13 protein-coding genes are annotated in these 18837 nt (G+C 45.4%); 4 read left to right on the top strand and 9 right to left on the bottom strand.

Annotated features, from left to right (window positions below; all coding sequences use genetic code 11):
• Positions 1-11: 11 nt before the first annotated feature.
• Positions 12-3110: an efflux RND transporter permease subunit gene (locus AC1DCV_RS28985; protein WP_441577057.1), complete on the top strand. Its 3099-nt coding sequence runs from the start codon at positions 12-14 to the stop codon at positions 3108-3110.
• A 231-nt stretch (positions 3111-3341) separates the two neighbouring features.
• Here the strand turns inward: AC1DCV_RS28985 and trhO are convergent, their stop codons facing one another.
• Positions 3342-4361: an oxygen-dependent tRNA uridine(34) hydroxylase TrhO gene (trhO, locus tag AC1DCV_RS28980; protein WP_441577056.1), complete on the bottom strand. Its 1020-nt coding sequence runs from the start codon at positions 4359-4361 to the stop codon at positions 3342-3344.
• A gap of 113 nt (positions 4362-4474) precedes the next feature.
• Entirely contained in the window at positions 4475-4681 is a 207-nt protein-coding gene (locus AC1DCV_RS28975; protein ID WP_441577055.1) for a hypothetical protein, read from the bottom strand.
• A gap of 260 nt (positions 4682-4941) precedes the next feature.
• On the opposite strand from AC1DCV_RS28975, the gene AC1DCV_RS28970 reads away from it, so the two are divergent.
• A complete protein-coding gene (locus AC1DCV_RS28970) occupies positions 4942-5067 on the top strand; it encodes a hypothetical protein (RefSeq protein WP_291923810.1) in 126 nt (41 codons plus the stop codon).
• Positions 5068-5149: 82 nt separating this feature from the next.
• Here the strand turns inward: AC1DCV_RS28970 and AC1DCV_RS28965 are convergent, their stop codons facing one another.
• From AC1DCV_RS28965 to AC1DCV_RS28945, 5 genes are all read right to left on the bottom strand, one after another.
• A complete protein-coding gene (locus AC1DCV_RS28965; protein ID WP_477026449.1) occupies positions 5150-7672 on the bottom strand; it encodes a DUF5686 and carboxypeptidase regulatory-like domain-containing protein in 2523 nt (840 codons plus the stop codon).
• An 81-nt stretch (positions 7673-7753) separates the two neighbouring features.
• On the bottom strand, positions 7754-8119 hold the full coding sequence (locus AC1DCV_RS28960; protein ID WP_477026448.1) for a hypothetical protein: 366 nt from the start codon (positions 8117-8119) through the stop codon (positions 7754-7756).
• 39 nt (positions 8120-8158) lie between these two features.
• Positions 8159-8821, bottom strand: a complete 663-nt coding sequence (locus AC1DCV_RS28955; RefSeq protein WP_477026447.1) for a hypothetical protein — start codon at positions 8819-8821, stop codon at positions 8159-8161.
• Positions 8822-9016: 195 nt separating this feature from the next.
• A complete protein-coding gene (locus AC1DCV_RS28950) occupies positions 9017-10204 on the bottom strand; it encodes an O-succinylhomoserine sulfhydrylase (RefSeq protein ID WP_441577052.1) in 1188 nt (395 codons plus the stop codon).
• Positions 10205-10225: 21 nt separating this feature from the next.
• Positions 10226-10645 (bottom strand): OsmC family protein, encoded by a 420-nt coding sequence (locus AC1DCV_RS28945; RefSeq protein WP_441577051.1) that lies wholly within the window; start codon positions 10643-10645, stop codon positions 10226-10228.
• A 133-nt stretch (positions 10646-10778) separates the two neighbouring features.
• Here AC1DCV_RS28945 and metX point away from each other — a divergent pair, with 133 nt between their 5' ends.
• Complete coding sequence (gene metX / locus AC1DCV_RS28940; RefSeq protein ID WP_477026446.1) at positions 10779-11816, top strand: homoserine O-acetyltransferase MetX; 1038 nt, start codon at positions 10779-10781, stop codon at positions 11814-11816.
• Between the two features lie 157 nt (positions 11817-11973).
• Entirely contained in the window at positions 11974-14856 is a 2883-nt protein-coding gene (locus AC1DCV_RS28935; protein ID WP_477026445.1) for a TonB-dependent receptor, read from the top strand.
• A 226-nt stretch (positions 14857-15082) separates the two neighbouring features.
• Here the strand turns inward: AC1DCV_RS28935 and AC1DCV_RS28930 are convergent, their stop codons facing one another.
• Together AC1DCV_RS28930 and AC1DCV_RS28925 are read right to left on the bottom strand one after the other, a co-directional pair.
• Positions 15083-16699 carry a reverse transcriptase family protein gene (locus tag AC1DCV_RS28930; protein ID WP_477026444.1) on the bottom strand — a complete coding sequence of 539 codons (1617 nt, stop codon included), beginning with the start codon at positions 16697-16699 and terminating at the stop codon, positions 15083-15085.
• A 476-nt stretch (positions 16700-17175) separates the two neighbouring features.
• Complete coding sequence (locus AC1DCV_RS28925) at positions 17176-18828, bottom strand: SWIM zinc finger family protein (protein WP_477026443.1); 1653 nt, start codon at positions 18826-18828, stop codon at positions 17176-17178.
• Positions 18829-18837: the final 9 nt, after the last annotated feature.

The raw sequence follows: 18837 nt of genomic DNA, 5'->3' as shown, positions 1-18837 counted from the left end.
GAACAGGAGTTATGAATAAATTCATTAGAAATATTGTAGCTTTTTCGCTGAGGAATAAACTGTTTGTATTCATCAGTGTGGCTACACTGATTGCTGCAGGCGTGTTTTCCTTTTTGCATACGCCTATTGAAGCATTTCCGGATGTAACCAATACGCAGATTGTGATTGTTACCAAATGGAATGGTCGCAGTGCACAGGAAGTAGAACGTTTTGTAACACTGCCCATAGAAGTAGCTATGAACGCGGTGCAAAAGAAAACCAGTGTACGCTCTGTTACCATGTTCGGTTTGTCCGTGGTAAAAATAATGTTTGATGATGACGTGGAAGACTTCTTTGCACGACAGCAGGTGAATAATATGTTGGGGGGCTTAGGACTTCCTGAAGGTGCCGAACCCGAAGTGCAGCCACCATACGGCCCTACCGGCGAAATTTTCCGTTACTACCTGAAAAGCAGTAAGCGGGATTCGCGCGACCTGCTGACCTGGCAAAACTGGGTGATAGACCGGCAGATCCGTAGCGTACCCGGTGTAGCTGATGTGGTAGCTTTTGGTGGGCAGGAGAAGATCTATGAAATTTCTGCCGACCCTGTAAGACTCGCCAAATACGACATCACACCACTGGAATTATACCAGGCTGTTACCAAAAGTAATGTGAATGTAGGTGGTGATGTAATTGAAAAAAATGGACAGGCATATGTAGTCCGTGGTATTGGTTTGCTGAACAGCATCCCCGATATCAATAACATCATTGTGCAAAATATCAATGGGGTCCCCCTGCTGGTAAAAGATCTCGCCAACGTGCACGAAGCCTCTGCCCCGCGTGTGGGACAAGTAGGTATTGATAAAAATGATGACCTGGTAGAAGGTATTGTGGTGATGCGTAAAGGTGAAAATCCTTCAGAAGTACTGATCAAACTGAAAGAGAAACTGAAGGAACTGAATGAAACCATTTTGCCGGATGACATTAAAATGGAGACCTTCTACGATCGGGATAACCTGATGGAGTTCTGTACCCATACGGTGATGCACAACCTCGCGGAAGGTATCATCTTCGTTACCGTGATCGTATTCCTGTTCATGGCCGACTGGCGTACTACCGTGATCGTATCTATCATTATCCCGCTGGCGTTGTTATTTGCTTTCATGTGTTTACGCTTGAAAGGCATGAGCGCCAACCTGCTGTCGATGGGGGCGATTGACTTCGGTATCATCATAGACGGGGCCGTAGTGATGGTAGAGGGTATCTTCGTGATGCTTGATCACAAGGCGCAAAAGTATGGCATGGCGCGCTTTAATAAGATGGCCAAGCTGGGATGGATCAAGCAAACCGGTGGAGAACTGGCAAAGGCCATCTTCTTCTCCAAACTCATTATTATCATCTCCCTCATTCCTATCTTCTCTTTCCAGAAAGTAGAAGGTAAAATGTTCTCTCCGCTGGCCTGGACATTGGGCTTTGCATTACTGGGCGCACTCCTGTTTACCTTAACACTGGTGCCGGTGCTGTGTTCTATTTTGCTTAACAGAAATGTGAAAGAGAAGCATAACGTGCTGGTTATTTTCTTCGACCGCATTGTGATGAAAGGCTTTGGCTGGACCTACCGGAACAAGCGTTTGAGTATTACCCTGGCGTTGGCTTTCATGGTGCTGACTTTTATTTCTGCCAAATTCCTGGGAACGGAGTTCCTGCCCCAGCTAAATGAAGGCTCTCTGTGGGTGACTACAGAGTTGCCCATGAGTATGTCGATGACAGAAAGCACCAAAATGGCACATGCCATCCGGGAAGACCTGGGTGGATTCCCTGAAGTAAAAAGAGTGTTGTCGCAGGTAGGCCGTTCTAATGATGGTACCGATCCTAACGGCTTCTACTTTGTGCAGTACCAGGTAGATCTGGCGCCAAAAGAAGAATGGAAACGTAAAATCACACAGGACGAACTCATCTCACAGATGGAACAGCGCCTGAAGAAATATCCCGGTATTATCCTGAACTTTTCCCAACCTATCAGTGATAACGTATCTGAAGCCGTAGCTGGTTTCAAGGCCGCCAATGGGGTGAAGATATTTGGTGACGACCTGGTGAAGCTGGAAGCCTTGTCCCAGCAGGTAGTAGCACAGTTGAAAACCGTGCAGGGCATTAAAGATCTTGGCGTAATCCGGAATATCGGTCAGCCGGAAATGAGCATCAACCTGGACGATAACAAGATGGCGCAATACGGTGTGGCCACCGGCGATGCGCAGGCGGTGATTGAAATGGCAATTGGTGGTAAAACAGCAACACAGCTGTATGAAGGCGAGAAAAAATTTGATATCAGGATCCGTTACGATGAAAACTACCGGAAAACGGAAGACGACCTCGCCAACCTGATGGTGCCTACTATCAACAACAATAAAATACCGTTGAAAGAGATTGCAGATATTAAAACCATCACGGGTCCTGCATTCATTTACCGCGACAGCAACAAGCGTTTTATTGGGGTGAAATTCTCCGTGCGTGACCGTGACCTGGGTAGTACCATTGCGGAAGCACAGGCCAGAATCAATAAAGCCGTGAAACTGCCTAAAGGCTACAGTATAGGCTGGACGGGTGAATTCGAAAACCAGGTACGTGCCACCCAACGTTTGGGACAAGTAGTACCGATCAGTATCATCGCCATTTTTATGGTATTATTTATAATGCTGGGCAGCGTAAAAGATGCTGGTCTCGTATTAATGAACGTGCCTTTTGCGCTGATTGGTGGTATCCTGGCGCTGCATGTTACCAATATGAACTTTGGTATCTCTGCAGGTGTGGGCTTTATTGCACTCTTTGGTATCTGTATACAAAATGGGGTGATCCTCATCTCCGTATTCCATAAAAACCTGGAGGCGCGGCTTTCGCTGAATGAATCGATCAGGCTTGGGGTACAGAGTCGTATCCGGCCGGTAGTGATGACCGCCCTCATGGCTGCTATAGGTCTGATACCTGCGGCGATTTCACATGGTATTGGTTCTGAAACACAAAAGCCGCTGGCGATCGTAGTAATTGGTGGATTGATTACCGCAACGGTCCTGACGTTGCTGGTATTCCCTATCATTTTCTACGGAGCATATAAAGGCAAGAAAGATATACTGTAGAAGAGCTTTTAGCAGTTAGCTTTTAGCATTTTAGTAAATGCAGCGAAGATGAACATAACATAATCTTCGCTGCATTTACTAAAAGCTAAAAGCTAATAGCTAACCACTTTAGTTCGCATATAGGTTGATAGAATGGTCATAAAAAAGGAAAGGCCAGATTACTCCGGCCGATTCAATTTTATGGTCAACTACTCCGCCCTGCCGAGAAGATACAACGCGGGGCGGATTTTTTTATTCCTGCATTCGTCTACGTCTTGATTTATTAAACATCAATCCTTTCTCTACGCCCTTACGCATTTCAGCCTGTTGTTCTGCCGGCAGCGCATGTACCGTCTGGCAGGATTCACTGCAGCAGCCATCGTACTTTTTCGCGCAGGCTTCGCATTGGATAAAGAGAAGATGGCAACCATCGTTTAAACAGTTGGTATGGGTATCGCAAGGTTCCCCGCATTGATGGCAATGGCTGATAATATCATCGCTGATACGCTCTCCCAGCCTGTCATCGAATACAAAGTTTTTCCCTTTGAACTTAACCGGTAGCCCTTGTTCTTTTGCCTTGTTGGTGTATTCTATGATACCACCTTCCAGGTGAAACACATTTTTAAATCCATTATGCAGCATGTAGGCAGATGCCTTTTCACAGCGGATACCGCCGGTGCAGTACATAATAATGTTCTTTTCTTTCTGATCTGCCAGCATATCCACTGCCATGGGCAGCTGATCGCGGAAGGTATCTGACGGTACTTCTATGGCGCCTTCAAAATGTCCCACTTCGTACTCATAGTGATTCCGCATATCCACAATCACGGTGTCCGGATCCGCTGTGAGTTCATTGAATGTTTTAGCGTCCACATACCGGCCACGGTTGGCCATGTCGAACGAGGGGTCTTCTATACCATCTGCTACAATTTTATCCCGGACTTTGATTTTCAGGACAAAGAAGGATTTACCGTCATCATCTACTGCGATATTGAGCCGGATGCCGTTCAGGAAGTCGATGGCATACAACTGTTGCTTAAACGCCTCAAAATGATGCGCCGGAACGCTCACCTGGGCATTAATTCCTTCATGTGCTACATAGATACGTCCAAATGTGTCCAGCTGAAAGAGAGATGCGTACAATTGATCTCGAAATAATTGCGGATCGGGGATTTTAGCGTACTGGTAGAAAGAAACAGTCACGCGTTTAAATGTTTCCATTGCCAGCCGTTGTTTCAACTCGGCGGCGGATACTCTGTTGTGTAATGCCATAATTCACCTGAATTTTAAGGACACTTGCTCTAGTGAACAAAATTCAATCAAACCCTCTTTAATTATAAAAGAGCAGCTGATCAGGGCGCAAAGGTAGCAAAAATACAGGAATATCAGTAGTGGTAAGGGTCTGCCTCTTTACTCCAGTTATAAAGGACTTGTAGAGAAAACCAGGCTATTGCGCTGATAATGAAGATGTAACCCACAAAACCGGGGGTTCTCAGTTCCACTGCTCCCGGCAGGTCATTCATTTCCGTAATGTAGGCAGCTGCGGCGAGGATAATTCCAGCCAGCAGCGCATAGAGGGCTATTTTTCTCATAGCTGATAATTCAAAAGATGACGATACATTTGGTACGTACGTGTGAGTAAAATGTGCACTACGCTTGTCCAAATATGACTATCTTACTAACGTAAACCGGCAACCAAAAGTTCATTTAACTCCCAAAAAAATATTTCTGATTTTATAACTATTTGATAATTATTGTATATAACTTTGCTTTTAAGTTACAACCCCGATTGGCACCCTTTTTGAAAATTGATATAGAGAAGCAATATTGTTTAACCCGAAAATGTTATTTTATGAGTATTTACATTACTTACTTTATTTATGCAGTAGTTGGTATCTGGATTTACAGATTACTCGCTTATTTCTTTGATGAGAAGAAGGAGTTGAAAAGTAGCAGAAAGAAATCAGTGAAATTCTAACTTGGTCAGTGTGTGTTGAGATACGGGGATTTTGTTACCTGGCAAGCTATTACAGGTGGTAACGAAATCCCCGGCATCATTGTCAGTCAACTTTAAACTTGATGACGTTACCCAGAATCCCTCCAAATCCTACGCGAACACCAATACGGGTATCTTCTTTACTCTGATAACCCGCCACCACATCTACCCTGATCATCTTCATAATATTTTCGATACCACCGAATACTTCCACATAGTTATTATCTCCATTTACATAAAAAGCATTGGCGCCCGCTACCAGGTTCCATTTCAGCTTGTTAAACAACGGAATTTTATTGGTGAGTAATCCATTGAAATGATGCTCTACATTGGCGGTTGTGTAGAAAGCGGCAGTGGTACTATATTGATAGTACGGCGCCAACTGAAAGCTATTCAGGTACTTGGTATTGTAGAAAGTCTGGTTGCCATTGAAATGCTGGTAATCGGGTATCTGCACATTCCGGTCGTTCAGGAAACCGCCCACGCCAATATGATAGCGGAATTCACCGAGGAGTTTAAAGTTCATATTGTCCTGCACAGAAAAGCTCCACTTATCAAAATCGACTATGCTGTTGGCAATGTCCGGAATCCCTTTACTATAATCTATTCTAAAGGTCGGATACTTAGAGCCAAAAGGAATTTTACGATCAGGTAATTCTACAAATTGTTGCCCCGGCTGAAACGTAAAGCTCATATCTACCACTAAAGCCTGGTGCTTTTCAAAAGGTACATTTGCCAGCTCATAGGGATGATTGGGTGTAAATGCTTTCTTGTCGTTTTTGAAGAACACAAAGTCCGTAGTATTCTCCACCGGCATCCTGCTTTCGTAATTCACGCCAATTGAAAGCCGGTTATTCGTCTGAAACGTACGACTGTATTTCAGGTTGGCGAACCAGTTTTCGTAGAGTTTCATATAGTTCTCTTTCAGGAACAGGGTATAAAACTCATTGGCGATATTATCAATCGGATTATCCTTATTAAACTGGGAAATGCGCTTCCCTCCTGCCAGCGTCCAGGCATTTTGTCCGTAGCGTTTACGGATCCGGCTGTCGTTTACGAAGTTAATTTCCGTATAGGCATTCAGGTGAGTATTGCTTAAACCATACCTGATATAAGGAGCGATGCGTAAACTGGTTTCTTCCCCGGTATTAATGGTCAGTTCTGGTTCCACCGCGAGTGCAAGACCTTCTACGGTATTATATTTCAGCGATTTCGCCAATCCTTTTACGTTGAGTGCATGAAACTGAATGGCGCTGTCGCGGCGGAAATAATATTTATGCTTTACCCCATTCCACAATACATTCATGGGGGTGATACGCTTTTGTTGCTGTTGCAGGGAATCCAGGTGATAACGGGAAAAAGAGGAATCCCTGGCGGCCTGGGCGGTGCTGTCCTTTACGTGGTAATCTTTTACCTCATCCGGTTCCAGTGGTACAGGGCGGATACTATCCCAATAGGCATGTTTTTGTTTATCAAAAGCAGTATCATACTTCAGGAATACATTATCGAAAAATTTAGGCGGAAAATTGGGATGTACATTATAATCTGAATATACATTTACAAAACTGCCGCCCATACTAAATCCGAACTTATTGAAAGAAATGCGCAACACCTGGTCCTTTACCCGCCACACCTCTGCTGTTACCGGTACATGTGTTTGGCGTATTACCAGTGTATCCATCAGCTCCAGCTGATATTCGCTGGTAAGGAGTAAGTCGGTGCTATGAATGCGCCAGTCTCCATCCGTGATAAAGATATATCCTGAAAACAAAGGCTCCTGTTTGCGCCGTGGTATTACTTTTATTTTGTTAATTGTTTTACCATCTTCTATAAATTCTCCTTCCAGCTGGTACTTATAATAAGCGAGTGCATTTTCAGCAATAGGAGAAATGTATCCGCGGGGTCCCATCTGGGTGATGACAGCAGCTACGTTATTATCATAGAAACTAATAATGGCAGGAAAGCTCATACCTATGCCACCCCCACTCTGGCGGGAAGAGATGACTTCCAGTTTTATTTTATCAGGTTGCCGGGCGGATATTTTAGTGACTGATTCGGAGAGAAATACCATGCCTTTGCCGGTACTGTCTACGCCCATCTCTCCTTTATCTACTTTCTGGCCAAAAAACTTTCCCGGCACATTTTTCATACCGATAGTACCTTTGATGTAGGACATACAGGTATATTCCTTTACCTGTTGCTGATAGATATGTCGTTTTTTAATGGCTTGCCGTATAATGGCGTAGGCAGGGTCTTCTCCATTCGCTTTCACTACTACTTCTTTGATCTGCATATTAAGCGGCTGCAATCGGAAGTCAAGCGTTTGCGTAGGTGCGTTAACGTTAATAGGGAGTTCTGTTCGCTTATATCCGATGTATTGACAAACTACGGTGTACTGTCCTGGCGGCAGATCCAGCTGATACTGTCCGGCAGCATTCGTGGTGGTACCGATGGTGGTTCCTTTAATAAATACAGTGGCAAAAGGAAGTGGCTGATCTTTTCCGTCCATTACACGGCCTTTGATCACATTCGCCTGACAATAGCTGGAAATAAAAATACAAAACAGGGCAGACAGGTATTTCATCATAGTCCCAAATGTAACTGCGAACGGCTTACCAGCCTATCTGGCAAACTGTTTTATCAGAATTTTAACAGCCATGATAAGGAATCAGGCTGGTTTATTTGCAGGTTTTTGGGTAGCTCTTATGAACGCAGCTGTAGTTGCACCAAAGCCAGCTACCAGTGCTCCCAGGAAGGCGCTTACCACTCCCATGAGGGGTGCACTGCGTACCTTCAGAATCATTTCACTCATCCGGTTTGCGAGGATATGATCGTTCCTTACGTCCGTATAAAATGCCAGGATCATCCACAACACAAATATGCTGAGGAAGGCACTGAAAAAAGATTTGGCGGGAGATAAGGGCATCAGTATGGTGACAAGAAAAGCCACGAGGGCTACACTCCACCAGGGCAATACCATACCGGCTACATAAGCCACGATGAGGATGAAGAGAAAATGTGCAAAGGATTTCATTATTCTAATATAAGTAGAAAAGTTCAAAAAATGTGGGGGCTAATCGCAATAAGGGAATCGTTTCCTGAACTTTTTAAAGATGGAAGATGAAAGCACCATTTTATCTTTCTCCAGTACCAGTTCATTTGCCGTTGATGTTTGTGAGAAGGCCCAGAGTTCATTACCGGACTTCCCGTCCCTGAGGCTGAAACGGAATATTTTGCTATCTCTGTTAATCCTGTTCATTAGTGCMGAAGTAGCCGTACTTGCTATACCCGTTGCGAGCAACACCGGCAGCGTGTTACCTGCCAAAATCGTGGTTTGTATAGGCCGGTCACTTTTCACGGTAGTCACCACACATGCATCCACCTTTAGAATTTTTGCAATAGCAGATATATCCAGCCAGGGAATCTTGAGAAGATCTACTCCTGCCCGTTTCAAAATTGAATCTGTTGTTTGCCAGGGCTGCACATCCACCAGCAGCCGGTTGGTATCGCTGACAACAGTTTCATACAAAGCCTCCTGCAATTGAATACCATACTTTACCTCCACTGCCCGGAATGCCTGAATACTGCTGTCCGATAAATTTCTATACTCAACAAATAGTACTCTGACGGGCAACACTGCAATGATTTTATGATCATAGGCAGGAGGATTATTTTGTGCCTTTGTAAAAAATGGATGGGAACAAACCAGTGCCAACAATAGTAATGCTTTTCTCATAGGGGTAGATTACTAAAAGAAGTTGATTTACAGAAAAAGGTTGATTCGCTACTATGCCAGACTTACTTACAACAAAAGTTAACTAAACTCCTTACCAGATTGACTTGCTACAGTGCCTGTCTTACAACAACAGCTGACTAAAGTAAACGCTTCAGGATAGAGTGCTTTTTACTTTTAGTCAGCTGTGCAATGATTTTATTTACTTTTCTCCAGCGCCTGTTCTATATCTTCCAGAATATCTTTAATATTTTCCAGCCCTACAGAAATCCGTATCAGCCCTGGTGTAATCCCTGCGATAGCTCTTTCTTCCTCGCTGAGTTTTGCATGGGTGGTGCTGGCCGGATGAGAGGCAATGCTGCGGCTGTCTCCCAGGTTAGCGGTGAGTGACAGCAGTTGCAGGGAATCCAGGAATTTCACGCCCTGTTGCAGGCCTCCTTTCAATTCGAAGCAAACGATACCACCGCCCCCGCTCATTTGCTTTTTAGCAATAGCGTATTGGGGATGGCTGGGCAGGAAAGGATACTTTACGGACAACAGGTGTGGGTTACTTTCCAGTGCCTGCGCCAGTTTGAGCGCACTTTCCGTATGACGTTCCATTCTTACATACAGTGTTTCCAGGCTTTTGCTCAGTACCCATGCATTAAATGGGGACATAGCCGGACCTGTACTTCTGCAGAAAGTATGGATCTCTTTAATCAGTTCTTTTTTACCTACTACCACGCCTCCGAGTACACGTCCCTGTCCGTCTATCCACTTGGTAGCAGAATGCGTAACCAGGTGAGCACCGGCAGCAATAGGCCGTTGTAATACCGGCGTAGCAAAGCAGTTATCTACGTTCAGAATGATATTATGCTTATTGGCAATGCCCGCCAGGAGCTCCAGGTCAATGATTTCCAGTCCGGGATTGGAGGGTGTTTCCACGAAGATCATCCGGGTATTGGGTTTGATCATCGCTTCAATGCCGGCAGGATCAGTCATGTCGAAATAGGAAGTTTCAATTCCCCATTTAGGCAGGAACTTCGTGATAACGGTATGGGTAGATCCAAAGATGGAGCGGGCAGACAGCAGGTGGTCGCCTGCTTTGAGCAGGGCCATGAAGCTGGCGAAAATAGCGCTCATCCCGGAGGCGGTAGCATAACCAGCTTCTCCTCCTTCAAGGGCGCACATCTTCTGTACAAACTCGTCTACGTTGGGGTTACTGAAACGACTGTAGATATTAAAGTCGGTTTCATCCGCGAAGGTAGCGCGCATTTCTTCTGCATTATCAAAGCAAAAACTGGAAGTCAGGAACATCGGTGAAGCGTGTTCCATCTGATCAGTTCTGGGTATTTGAATTCTTACAGCATTGGTATCCGGTTGGTATTGATTTCTGTCTTTGCTCATGGATATGGTAATTACAGCAGTTTATGCGTTCAGTTTCACTTCCCAGGTCAGCTTTGTTTTACCCTGACGCAGGGTTTCCGCCACAGAACAGTATTTGTTCATAGACAATTCTACTGCCCGAGCAGCTTTATCGGCATCGATATTACCTTTGAGGTGGAAAATAAGATGGGCTGATTCCCAGAGAGAAGGTTCTTTACCTTGTTCTCTTTCCGCTTCAATTTCTATGCGGAAATCAATTACTTCCTGGCGTTGTTTCTTCAGGATCATCATCACATCAATGGCTGAACAACCGCCCAGGCCCATGATGACCATCTGCATAGGTCTTACCCCGTTATTCTTACCGCCATTCTCCAGAGATGAGTCCATCAGTACTTTATGGCCGCCTTCATCTACCGCCTCCATATTAAATCCGTCGTCTACTCTTTGTAATGCTATCTTCATGATTATTGTGTTTCTTCAACAAAGATAAATAAATCAATTACCATTACGAATTACAAATTATGGACATACGCAGGGTGTTACCTGTAAATCCCTTGTTGCTTATTCTTAATTTTTTAATTCCAATATTGTAGTTTTGCGCAAATTCAAAGAAGCATTGTCGGCAAAGGTATTTCACAGTAAAGCAGCATTCCGGTTAGAGTCCGGTCAGGTATTACCAGGATTACACGTCGCGTACCATACCTATGGTACCATGAATGAGGATGGCAGTAATGTGGTATGGGTATGTCATGCCTTAACGGCAAACAGCGATGTAGCTGACTGGTGGACAGGTTTAATAGGACCAGACAAAGCGATAGATCCAGCGAGGCACTTTATCGTGTGTGCAAATATTATAGGCTCCTGTTATGGCAGCAGCGGCCCGCATACCATCAATCCTGAAACCGGAAAGCCCTGGTATAAGAGCTTTCCCGCCATCACCATCCGGGATATGGTACAGGCGCATGTATTATTAAGACAACACCTGCAGATTCCACGTATCCATTTGCTGATTGGTGGCTCCATGGGCGGATATCAGGCCCTGGAATGGGCACTCATAGAACCGGAAGTTACTGACCGCCTGTTCCTGTTGTGCACCGGAGCTGCCGAAAGTGCCTGGGGTATTGCCATTCATACCGCGCAACGGCTGGCCATTGAAGCCGATGATACCTGGCAAAACGATTGTCACAGTGCCGGGGCTAAAGGTCTTAAAGCGGCAAGGGCCATTGGAATGCTTACCTATCGTAACTACCAGACCTTTGTAAGGGCACAATCTGATGAGGACAAGGAAAAGACAGATCATTTCCGGGCTTCTTCCTATATCAACTACCAGGGCGATAAACTGGTAAAACGGTTTAATGCACAAACTTACTGGCTGCTCACCAAAGCCATGGACAGCCATAATATAGCGCGTGGCCGCCATGAAAATATTACCGCTACCCTTTCCCATATTCAACAGCCAACGCTCCTGATAGGCATCAGCAGTGATATTTTATGTCCACCGGAGGAACAGCAGTTTATGGCTGCCTACCTGCCAAATGCAACTTATCATGAAATTGATTCTTCGTACGGGCATGATGGTTTCCTCATAGAATTTGAAAAAATCGGCGGCATCCTGCAGGAATGGATGAAGTAAACAGTAATTGTATTTCAGCGATATACGTTTAATAAAAATGCAGCGGAAAATTCCGCTGCATTTTTATTTTAATCCCTTCTTACCAATCCATTAAAACCAATTTTTTTTCGGTATATTTAAATTGACCAAATCTAAACCCATTAAAACTCCACTGAGTATGAAAAGCATTTTTATCAAAGCCTTATGGGGCTCCCTGTTGCTTTTATTATCCCTTACCCAGGTAATTTCAGCGCAAACACCTACGACTATTAATGGGGTGGTACATCAAAAAGGTGGCAACGCGCTACCCGGTGCTACGGTAAGTATTAAAGGTGCTACGTCCGGCACTATTACCGGCAGCGGAGGAACCTTTACCCTTAAAACTACCCATTCCTTTCCGCTGACCCTCGTATTTTCCTATGTGGGTTATAAAACGGAAGAAAAAGAAATCAGTTCTGCCGCAGAGAAAGTGGAAATAGAACTCAGCACCACTGAAACCCTCGGCCAGGAAGTAGTGGTAGCTGCCAGCCGTGTGCAGGAAAGTATTCTGCAATCACCGGTATCCATTGAAAAACTGGATGCACGTGCTCTGAAAGCCTCTCCTGCTCCGTCCTTTTATGATGCGATCGGCAACCTGAAAGGCGTAGAAATGAGCACACAGAGTTTAACATTCAAATCTGTGAACACCCGCGGGTTTAACAGCAATGGTAATACCCGTGTACTACAGCTGAATGATGGTATGGACAACCAGGCCCCTGGTCTTAACTTCGCCGTAGGTAATATGGTGGGTATTCCCGAACTGGACCTGGACAACGTAGAGCTCATTCCGGGCGCTGCATCTGCCCTCTATGGCCCCAATGCACTCAATGGTATAGTGCTGATGACCAGTAAAAATCCCTTTCAGTACCAGGGCGTAAGTGCACAGGTAAAGACCGGCTTCCTGAATGATAACGGCAGAACCGATGCCACTACCGGTTTTTATGACGTATCTGTACGCTATGCACACGCTTTTAATAACAAAGTGGCGTTTAAATTAAATATCGGCTACCTGCAGGCGAAAGACTGGCAGGCTTACGATCACCGTGATCAGAGTCTTACCAACGGACATACACTGCAGGACGGTACCCGCGCTAATAACGAAGGATACAATGGGGTGAATATTTATGGAGATGAAAATACCGTGAATATGTATAACACCCTGGCAGCGCAGGCTGCAACTCCCGGTTCCGCTCTCGCCACGCAGCTGGCACAGGTTTCAGGCATGTTTGGTGGCACAGTAACACCTCAACAAATCCTGAACGCTGCCATTCCAGGTGCAGGTAGCAGTAGTATTACCCGTACCGGCTACAATGAAGCCGACGTGGTTGACTATACTACCAAAAACCTGAAACTGAATGGTGCCCTTCACTATAAGATCACAGAAAACCTGGAAGCCCTCATACAGGGCAGTTATGGTGCCGGTACTACCGTGTACACCGGAGCCGATCGCTACTCCCTGAAGAATTTCAATATGGGCCAGTACAAAGTGGAACTGAGAAGCCCGGACTTCTATGTAAGATTATACACTACCCAGGAAAGGTMCGGTGACAGCTATGCTGGCGGTACATTGGCTTCTGGTATTAATGAAGCCTGGAAGAGCAGCCAGCAGTGGTATGGCGAATATTTCGGCACATACGCGACCAACTCCATCACCAACTTTGCGCAAGCCTATGGTGCCGCTTTACAAGGTGGCGCTACCCCAACAGCTGCACTGGCAGCAGCCCAGGCTGCTGTAAATGGTAAACGGGACGCCTACAACACTGCCGCCAGAGGCATTGCAGACAAAGGCCGTTTACTTCCGGGCACACCAGAATTTGATGCCGCAGCAGATAAAGTAAAGAACAAGGCTATCCCAGGAGATGCCAGTGGTGTAGGTGCTAAATTCACTGATAAAACCAATCTTTATCAGGCGGAGTTTATGTACAACTTCCACAACCTTGTACACTTTGCCGAAATCCTGGTTGGTGGTAACTATCGCCGCTACGCACTGAATTCTGAAGAGACGTTATTTGCGCTGGATGATAACGGCAAAGAGTTCCGTATCAACGAATATGGTGGATATGTACAGATCATGAAAAAACTGATCAACGACCACCTCAAACTAACGGGTTCTGTACGTTACGATAAGAATATGAACTTTAAAGGTCAGTTCAGTCCACGTCTATCAGCAGTGTATACTTTCCTCGAAACACAAAACATCCGTGTTTCCTATCAGACAGGTTTCCGCATTCCGCATAACCAGGATCAATATATAGACCTGGTAACGCCACAGGCACATCTGATCGGTGGCTTGCCTTTCCTGCGGGAACGTTATGGTCTGGATAAAGGTCCGGTGTATTCCTTACAATCTGTGCAGGCTGGTGCTCCTAAACAATACACTTTTAATGAGTTTTTACCGGAAAAAATACAGGCATATGAAATCGGATACAAGGCACTGGTGGCAAAAAAACTGCTGATCGATGCTTATATCTATAAAAATGATTTCAAAAACATGAATGGCGTCCAGGTACTCATTCAACCTACCAGTGCTACTACCAGGAACGTATTCTCCGTTCCGGTAAGCGCACAGGAAACAGTGCATTCATGGGGATGGGCGCTTGGACTGGATTACAGTCTGCCGCTCAATTTCACCTTCGGAGGTAACGTATCTTATAATGAACTGACTAACGCCAAAGACCTCGGTTCTTTCCTGGCTATGTACAATACTCCTAAAGTGCGCTACAGTCTGAATTTCGGCAATCGTAATATTGCTAATTCAAATTTTGCTTTCAACGTTTTATGGAAATGGCAGCAGTCGTTCATATGGCAGTCTTCTTTTGTGGGTCCCGCAGTAAACGTGGCTGCACTGAGCGAGATACCTGCATTTGGTACACTTGACGCGATGATCAGCAAATTTTTCCCTAAGGCAAAAACAACCGTGAAACTGGGTGCAGTGAATTTATTGAATAAGAAATATATTCAATCATGGGGTAACCCAACCATTGGTTCACAGTACTATATTTCACTGGGGTATAACCTGTAATTATTCAACAGGTGGTGTCCATCGCGACATCACCTGTAACTATACAACGGGCCTCTGTTATTCCTACATGATCATGCGCCATCCGTTGTAACAGATAATACACTATCAGGTGCTGTCATCGGCACATCGCCTGTAAAATATTAAAGGCCTTGCGTGGCTGTCTTCCTGTTAAATAATTTTCAGGAAGACAAATACGCAAGGCCTTTTTCTATTTCAGATACGTGCTTTACAGAACGTCCCACCAGGGTTTGTCCGAAGCGGCAGGCTTATCTTCTGCCGGATTTCCGGGGGCTGCCTGAGGTGTTTGGGCAGCAGTTCCGTCTATACTATGCGGAGTGGTGGATGCCGGCGTTATCGTATCAGTATTTACCGGAGCAGGGGTTACTGCAGATGTACCATTTTCTTTTGGCGGCAACTGCTCACCAGTCCAGATGCTACGGGCTTCTGCTTTAATATCTTCCCTTTGCAACAAGGCTGCCAACGTGGCTTTCAGCTTTACTCCCAGGTCTGGCTTCACCATGTAAACAAAGTTGGCGTAGCCTTCCATGCTACTGATAATATTTTTTCCTTTCCCCCAGCTTTTACCGGATAAGCCGGTGTGTCCTATCTGGTGCAACAGTGCGCGGAACTTGCGTAAGGTAGTACGGTCCAGGCTTAGCTTTTCATTTACTACGATGCCTGTTACTTCCCGTTTATCTCCGCGGCGCATTACTTTTAGCTTGTCGGGATGAAGGGTAAATCCTTCTTCCTTTACAAACATTTTCACGGCGCGTAATAATTGTCCGGCTTTATCTGCGGCAGCTCCTTTGGCGGAGAAAGTCATGTCATCTGCATATCGCGTATAGGCGTAACCGTATTTTGCGGCCAGTCCTGCAAAACGCCGGTCCAGCTTATAACAGATCAGGTTAGTGATGGCCGGGCTGGTAGGTGCACCTTGTGGAAGATGCCTTGCAGTTTTAGCCACATAATATTTACGACCGTCCAACAGCACTTCATCTACTTCCGGTTCTGTACATATCAGTCCCAGGATGGTAGCTACCTGTTCTGCATAGCCCAGCTTGCAGAATAAGCCTTTCACTCTTTTATATTCGATCGAAGGAAAGAAATCTTTCAGATCCACATTGATAACGATATCCTGTCCTACGTGCGGGGCGGCATTGGTAACGATAGACTTGCCAGGCACAAAGCCATGGGCAGATTCGTTGGTTTTTATTTTATAGAGAATATTCTCCAGGATCCAGTGTTGAGCTGCTTTGAGCTGTGGCATGGGGGCAGAAATCACGCGGGTACCACCTGATTTTTTAGGGATCTGGAAACGCTGATAATGGGTATGGTGACCTACTTTACGATTGAAAGACAGGTAACGCAGTTTACCTATGGTAATGCCCATGGCATTGGCTAATGCCACTGCATCGGACCATACCGGCAAACCGAATTTCTCCAGTTGTGTGGTATCAGGAATTACTTTATTTAATCCTGCGGACACTTCTTCCCCGAGATAAACGATGTGCAGATTTTTTTCTGTCGCCCATTCTGCCGCGCGTTTTACCCTTGCTTCTTCCCGGCGTTTTTTGGTTTCTACCCTTTTTAATTTCGCCTTGGCCATGCGTTCTTTACGCATGTCTTCCAGCAACAATCTTCTGCTGCGGTACCTTTGCTTTTCGGCCAGGAGTTCATTCAGCTGCCGGTGTAATTCTCCTTCCTTGCGGATGAGCGTTACTGCCGGAGCAGGTTGTCCAACACTTCTGGGCCAGAATCCCAGGCGCGTCATTTCTTCCAGTATATATTCCTCTTTAGAGGATGCACGTATTTGATCGTACAGCTGTTGACGGGTTAAAGACATGATAAATATTTTGGTATTTATTCATTTTCTTATTCGGTTATTTTATGACGACTCAGCGCAATGCTGATGACATATAATAGCCCAATAGCTTAAAAAAAAACAATAAAATGCTGAGATGATGCGGGTGAAATCTGATCGGCGGTACAGCCTTGCTGCGTGGGAAAGAAACAAAATTCTGTAAAGAGGAAATCGCCTTCGTGCGAACCATTGACTAAATCAATCAACTCCAGGGAGGGGCCTACCATACGCATATTTCAGCCCCTGGGGCTTCTACCGGAAATATGCGTATGGTAGGCCCCTCCCAAAGTAAAGATTGCATTTAGTGAAGCATGTATAGTCAAAATACCTGAATGACGAAACATCATTCGTCCCTTTTCGGGCGCAAGTGCAATCAATTCCTCTTTACAAAGATCTTTGTTATTAACGAGTCAGCAAGGTAGAAAATAATTTCGGAAAATAAAATATCTTCCTAAAAATTATTTTACCGCTTTACTTTCCGAATGCGCTATACGCAGTGCCAGCATGTGTTCGCAGGGCCCTTTGTATAATTTATTCGAAGCATAAAAATTACAATCACAATGTCCTTCACTTAATCTTTCATCCGCATCAATAGTTATAACGGGATGGTATACACGATGTGGCGCCTGTACATTTCCTTTCAGTTGTAACCCAACGCCAGGAATGTCTGTTGCGGTAACCGTTACCTTTCCTTCTTTTATAAACCTGTTGGCATCTGCTTCCTGCGGATTGGAAAAGCGCAGTTCATCCAGCGGCAATGGTTCCCGGCTGAGTTCCCGCAAACGGTAAAAGCCGGTATGCAGATCAAAGATCACTTTACCTGCCTGGGTGTAAATTCCCAACGCGCCCAATACAGTAGCTTTATCTAATCCAGTAGCAGCAACAATCGTTTCCGGTTTTGCCATCCACCTTGTCTTCAGGTCAGCAAACACTTTTAGTTTGGCGGCATCATCTACGGCTGCTCTGGGCGCCATGAGGTCAAACTGTCCGGCACGTGACCAGTCATTGGCTGTCCATCCGCTCAGGCCCAGCGTGAACTGCATATCGCCCAGGTCTGCTACATAAAAAGATGGTAATCCGTTCCCGGTAAGATGCACCGTGAATTTGCGGGCAATCGGAATCAGTCTTTCCAGGATCAGCATTCTTCTTCTCCCCCATATCCTGATTTCTCTGCGCTGCGGACCGGTGTATAACGATCTCGCACATACGATTTCATGATTCCATGGTTCAAATACAGCACGCACCGGCTTGCCGGGTTCCAGTATAAAACGAATGGAACGGGGACCTTTTTTCTCTTTAAATCTGCGCAGCCAGGAGCAGAAATTATATACATCCATCGGATGCAGGTCAAAGCTGGCCGCGGGTAGTGTCATCGCTGAACTTACCTGCAAAAATCCTCTTACCCAGCTATCCGGCAAATCTATCTTTACTTCATGGTACAGTTCTTCCTGGGAAGTTTGTACCTGGAAGCCTCCCGGATCAATTTTGAAATCTGTTTCCTTATAGTCCCGGATCTTCTGGAACTCATTATATAAAGCGGCAGAATAGTCAATGTTGGTAGTGCCGCATTCAAACTCGTTCACTTCCTTGAATACGTTGTAGCTGGCGCTCAGTTTACCGTAAGTTGATTCATCCTGACTGAAACATTCAAAGAACAGTTCATCCGGATGCACACTGATAACGGGATCCAGTACAAACCAGGCATCGCGGTCTTTCTGATATAAAAAGTCGAAATATTGTTTACGTGCTTTGTAAAACGGCCCCATGACCTTGTCCTTTTCCTGTGCAATACCCTGCAGTTCTCCTCTCAGCGCGTCTATGCGCTGGTCGGCTGCTTTTGCATCATACTGGTTCATGAACTCTGCCAGCCAGATTGATTCCTGCTGAGCAGCCCATTCTTTGTAGGCGGTTTTATCTTTGGGTTTAAAGCGCAGATCAGATACCACTACATCATGCAGGGCAGATATGGCTTCACGGAAAGCTATTTTTTTATGCAGCTTGCCCACAAAGAAAGTCGGGTCACGGCGGGTATCCGGTGCAAATGAAATGCCTGCAGAAGTGGCATTGCTGTACACCTGGGAGTTGCCGCTATATCTGTAGTTAAATAACATAAAATGGAT

The sequence above is a fragment of the Chitinophaga sp. 10T418 genome (assembly GCF_056394125.1).
The sequence above is the reverse complement of the archived record's forward strand: the minus strand, read 5'-3'. Positions and strand labels throughout refer to the sequence as shown.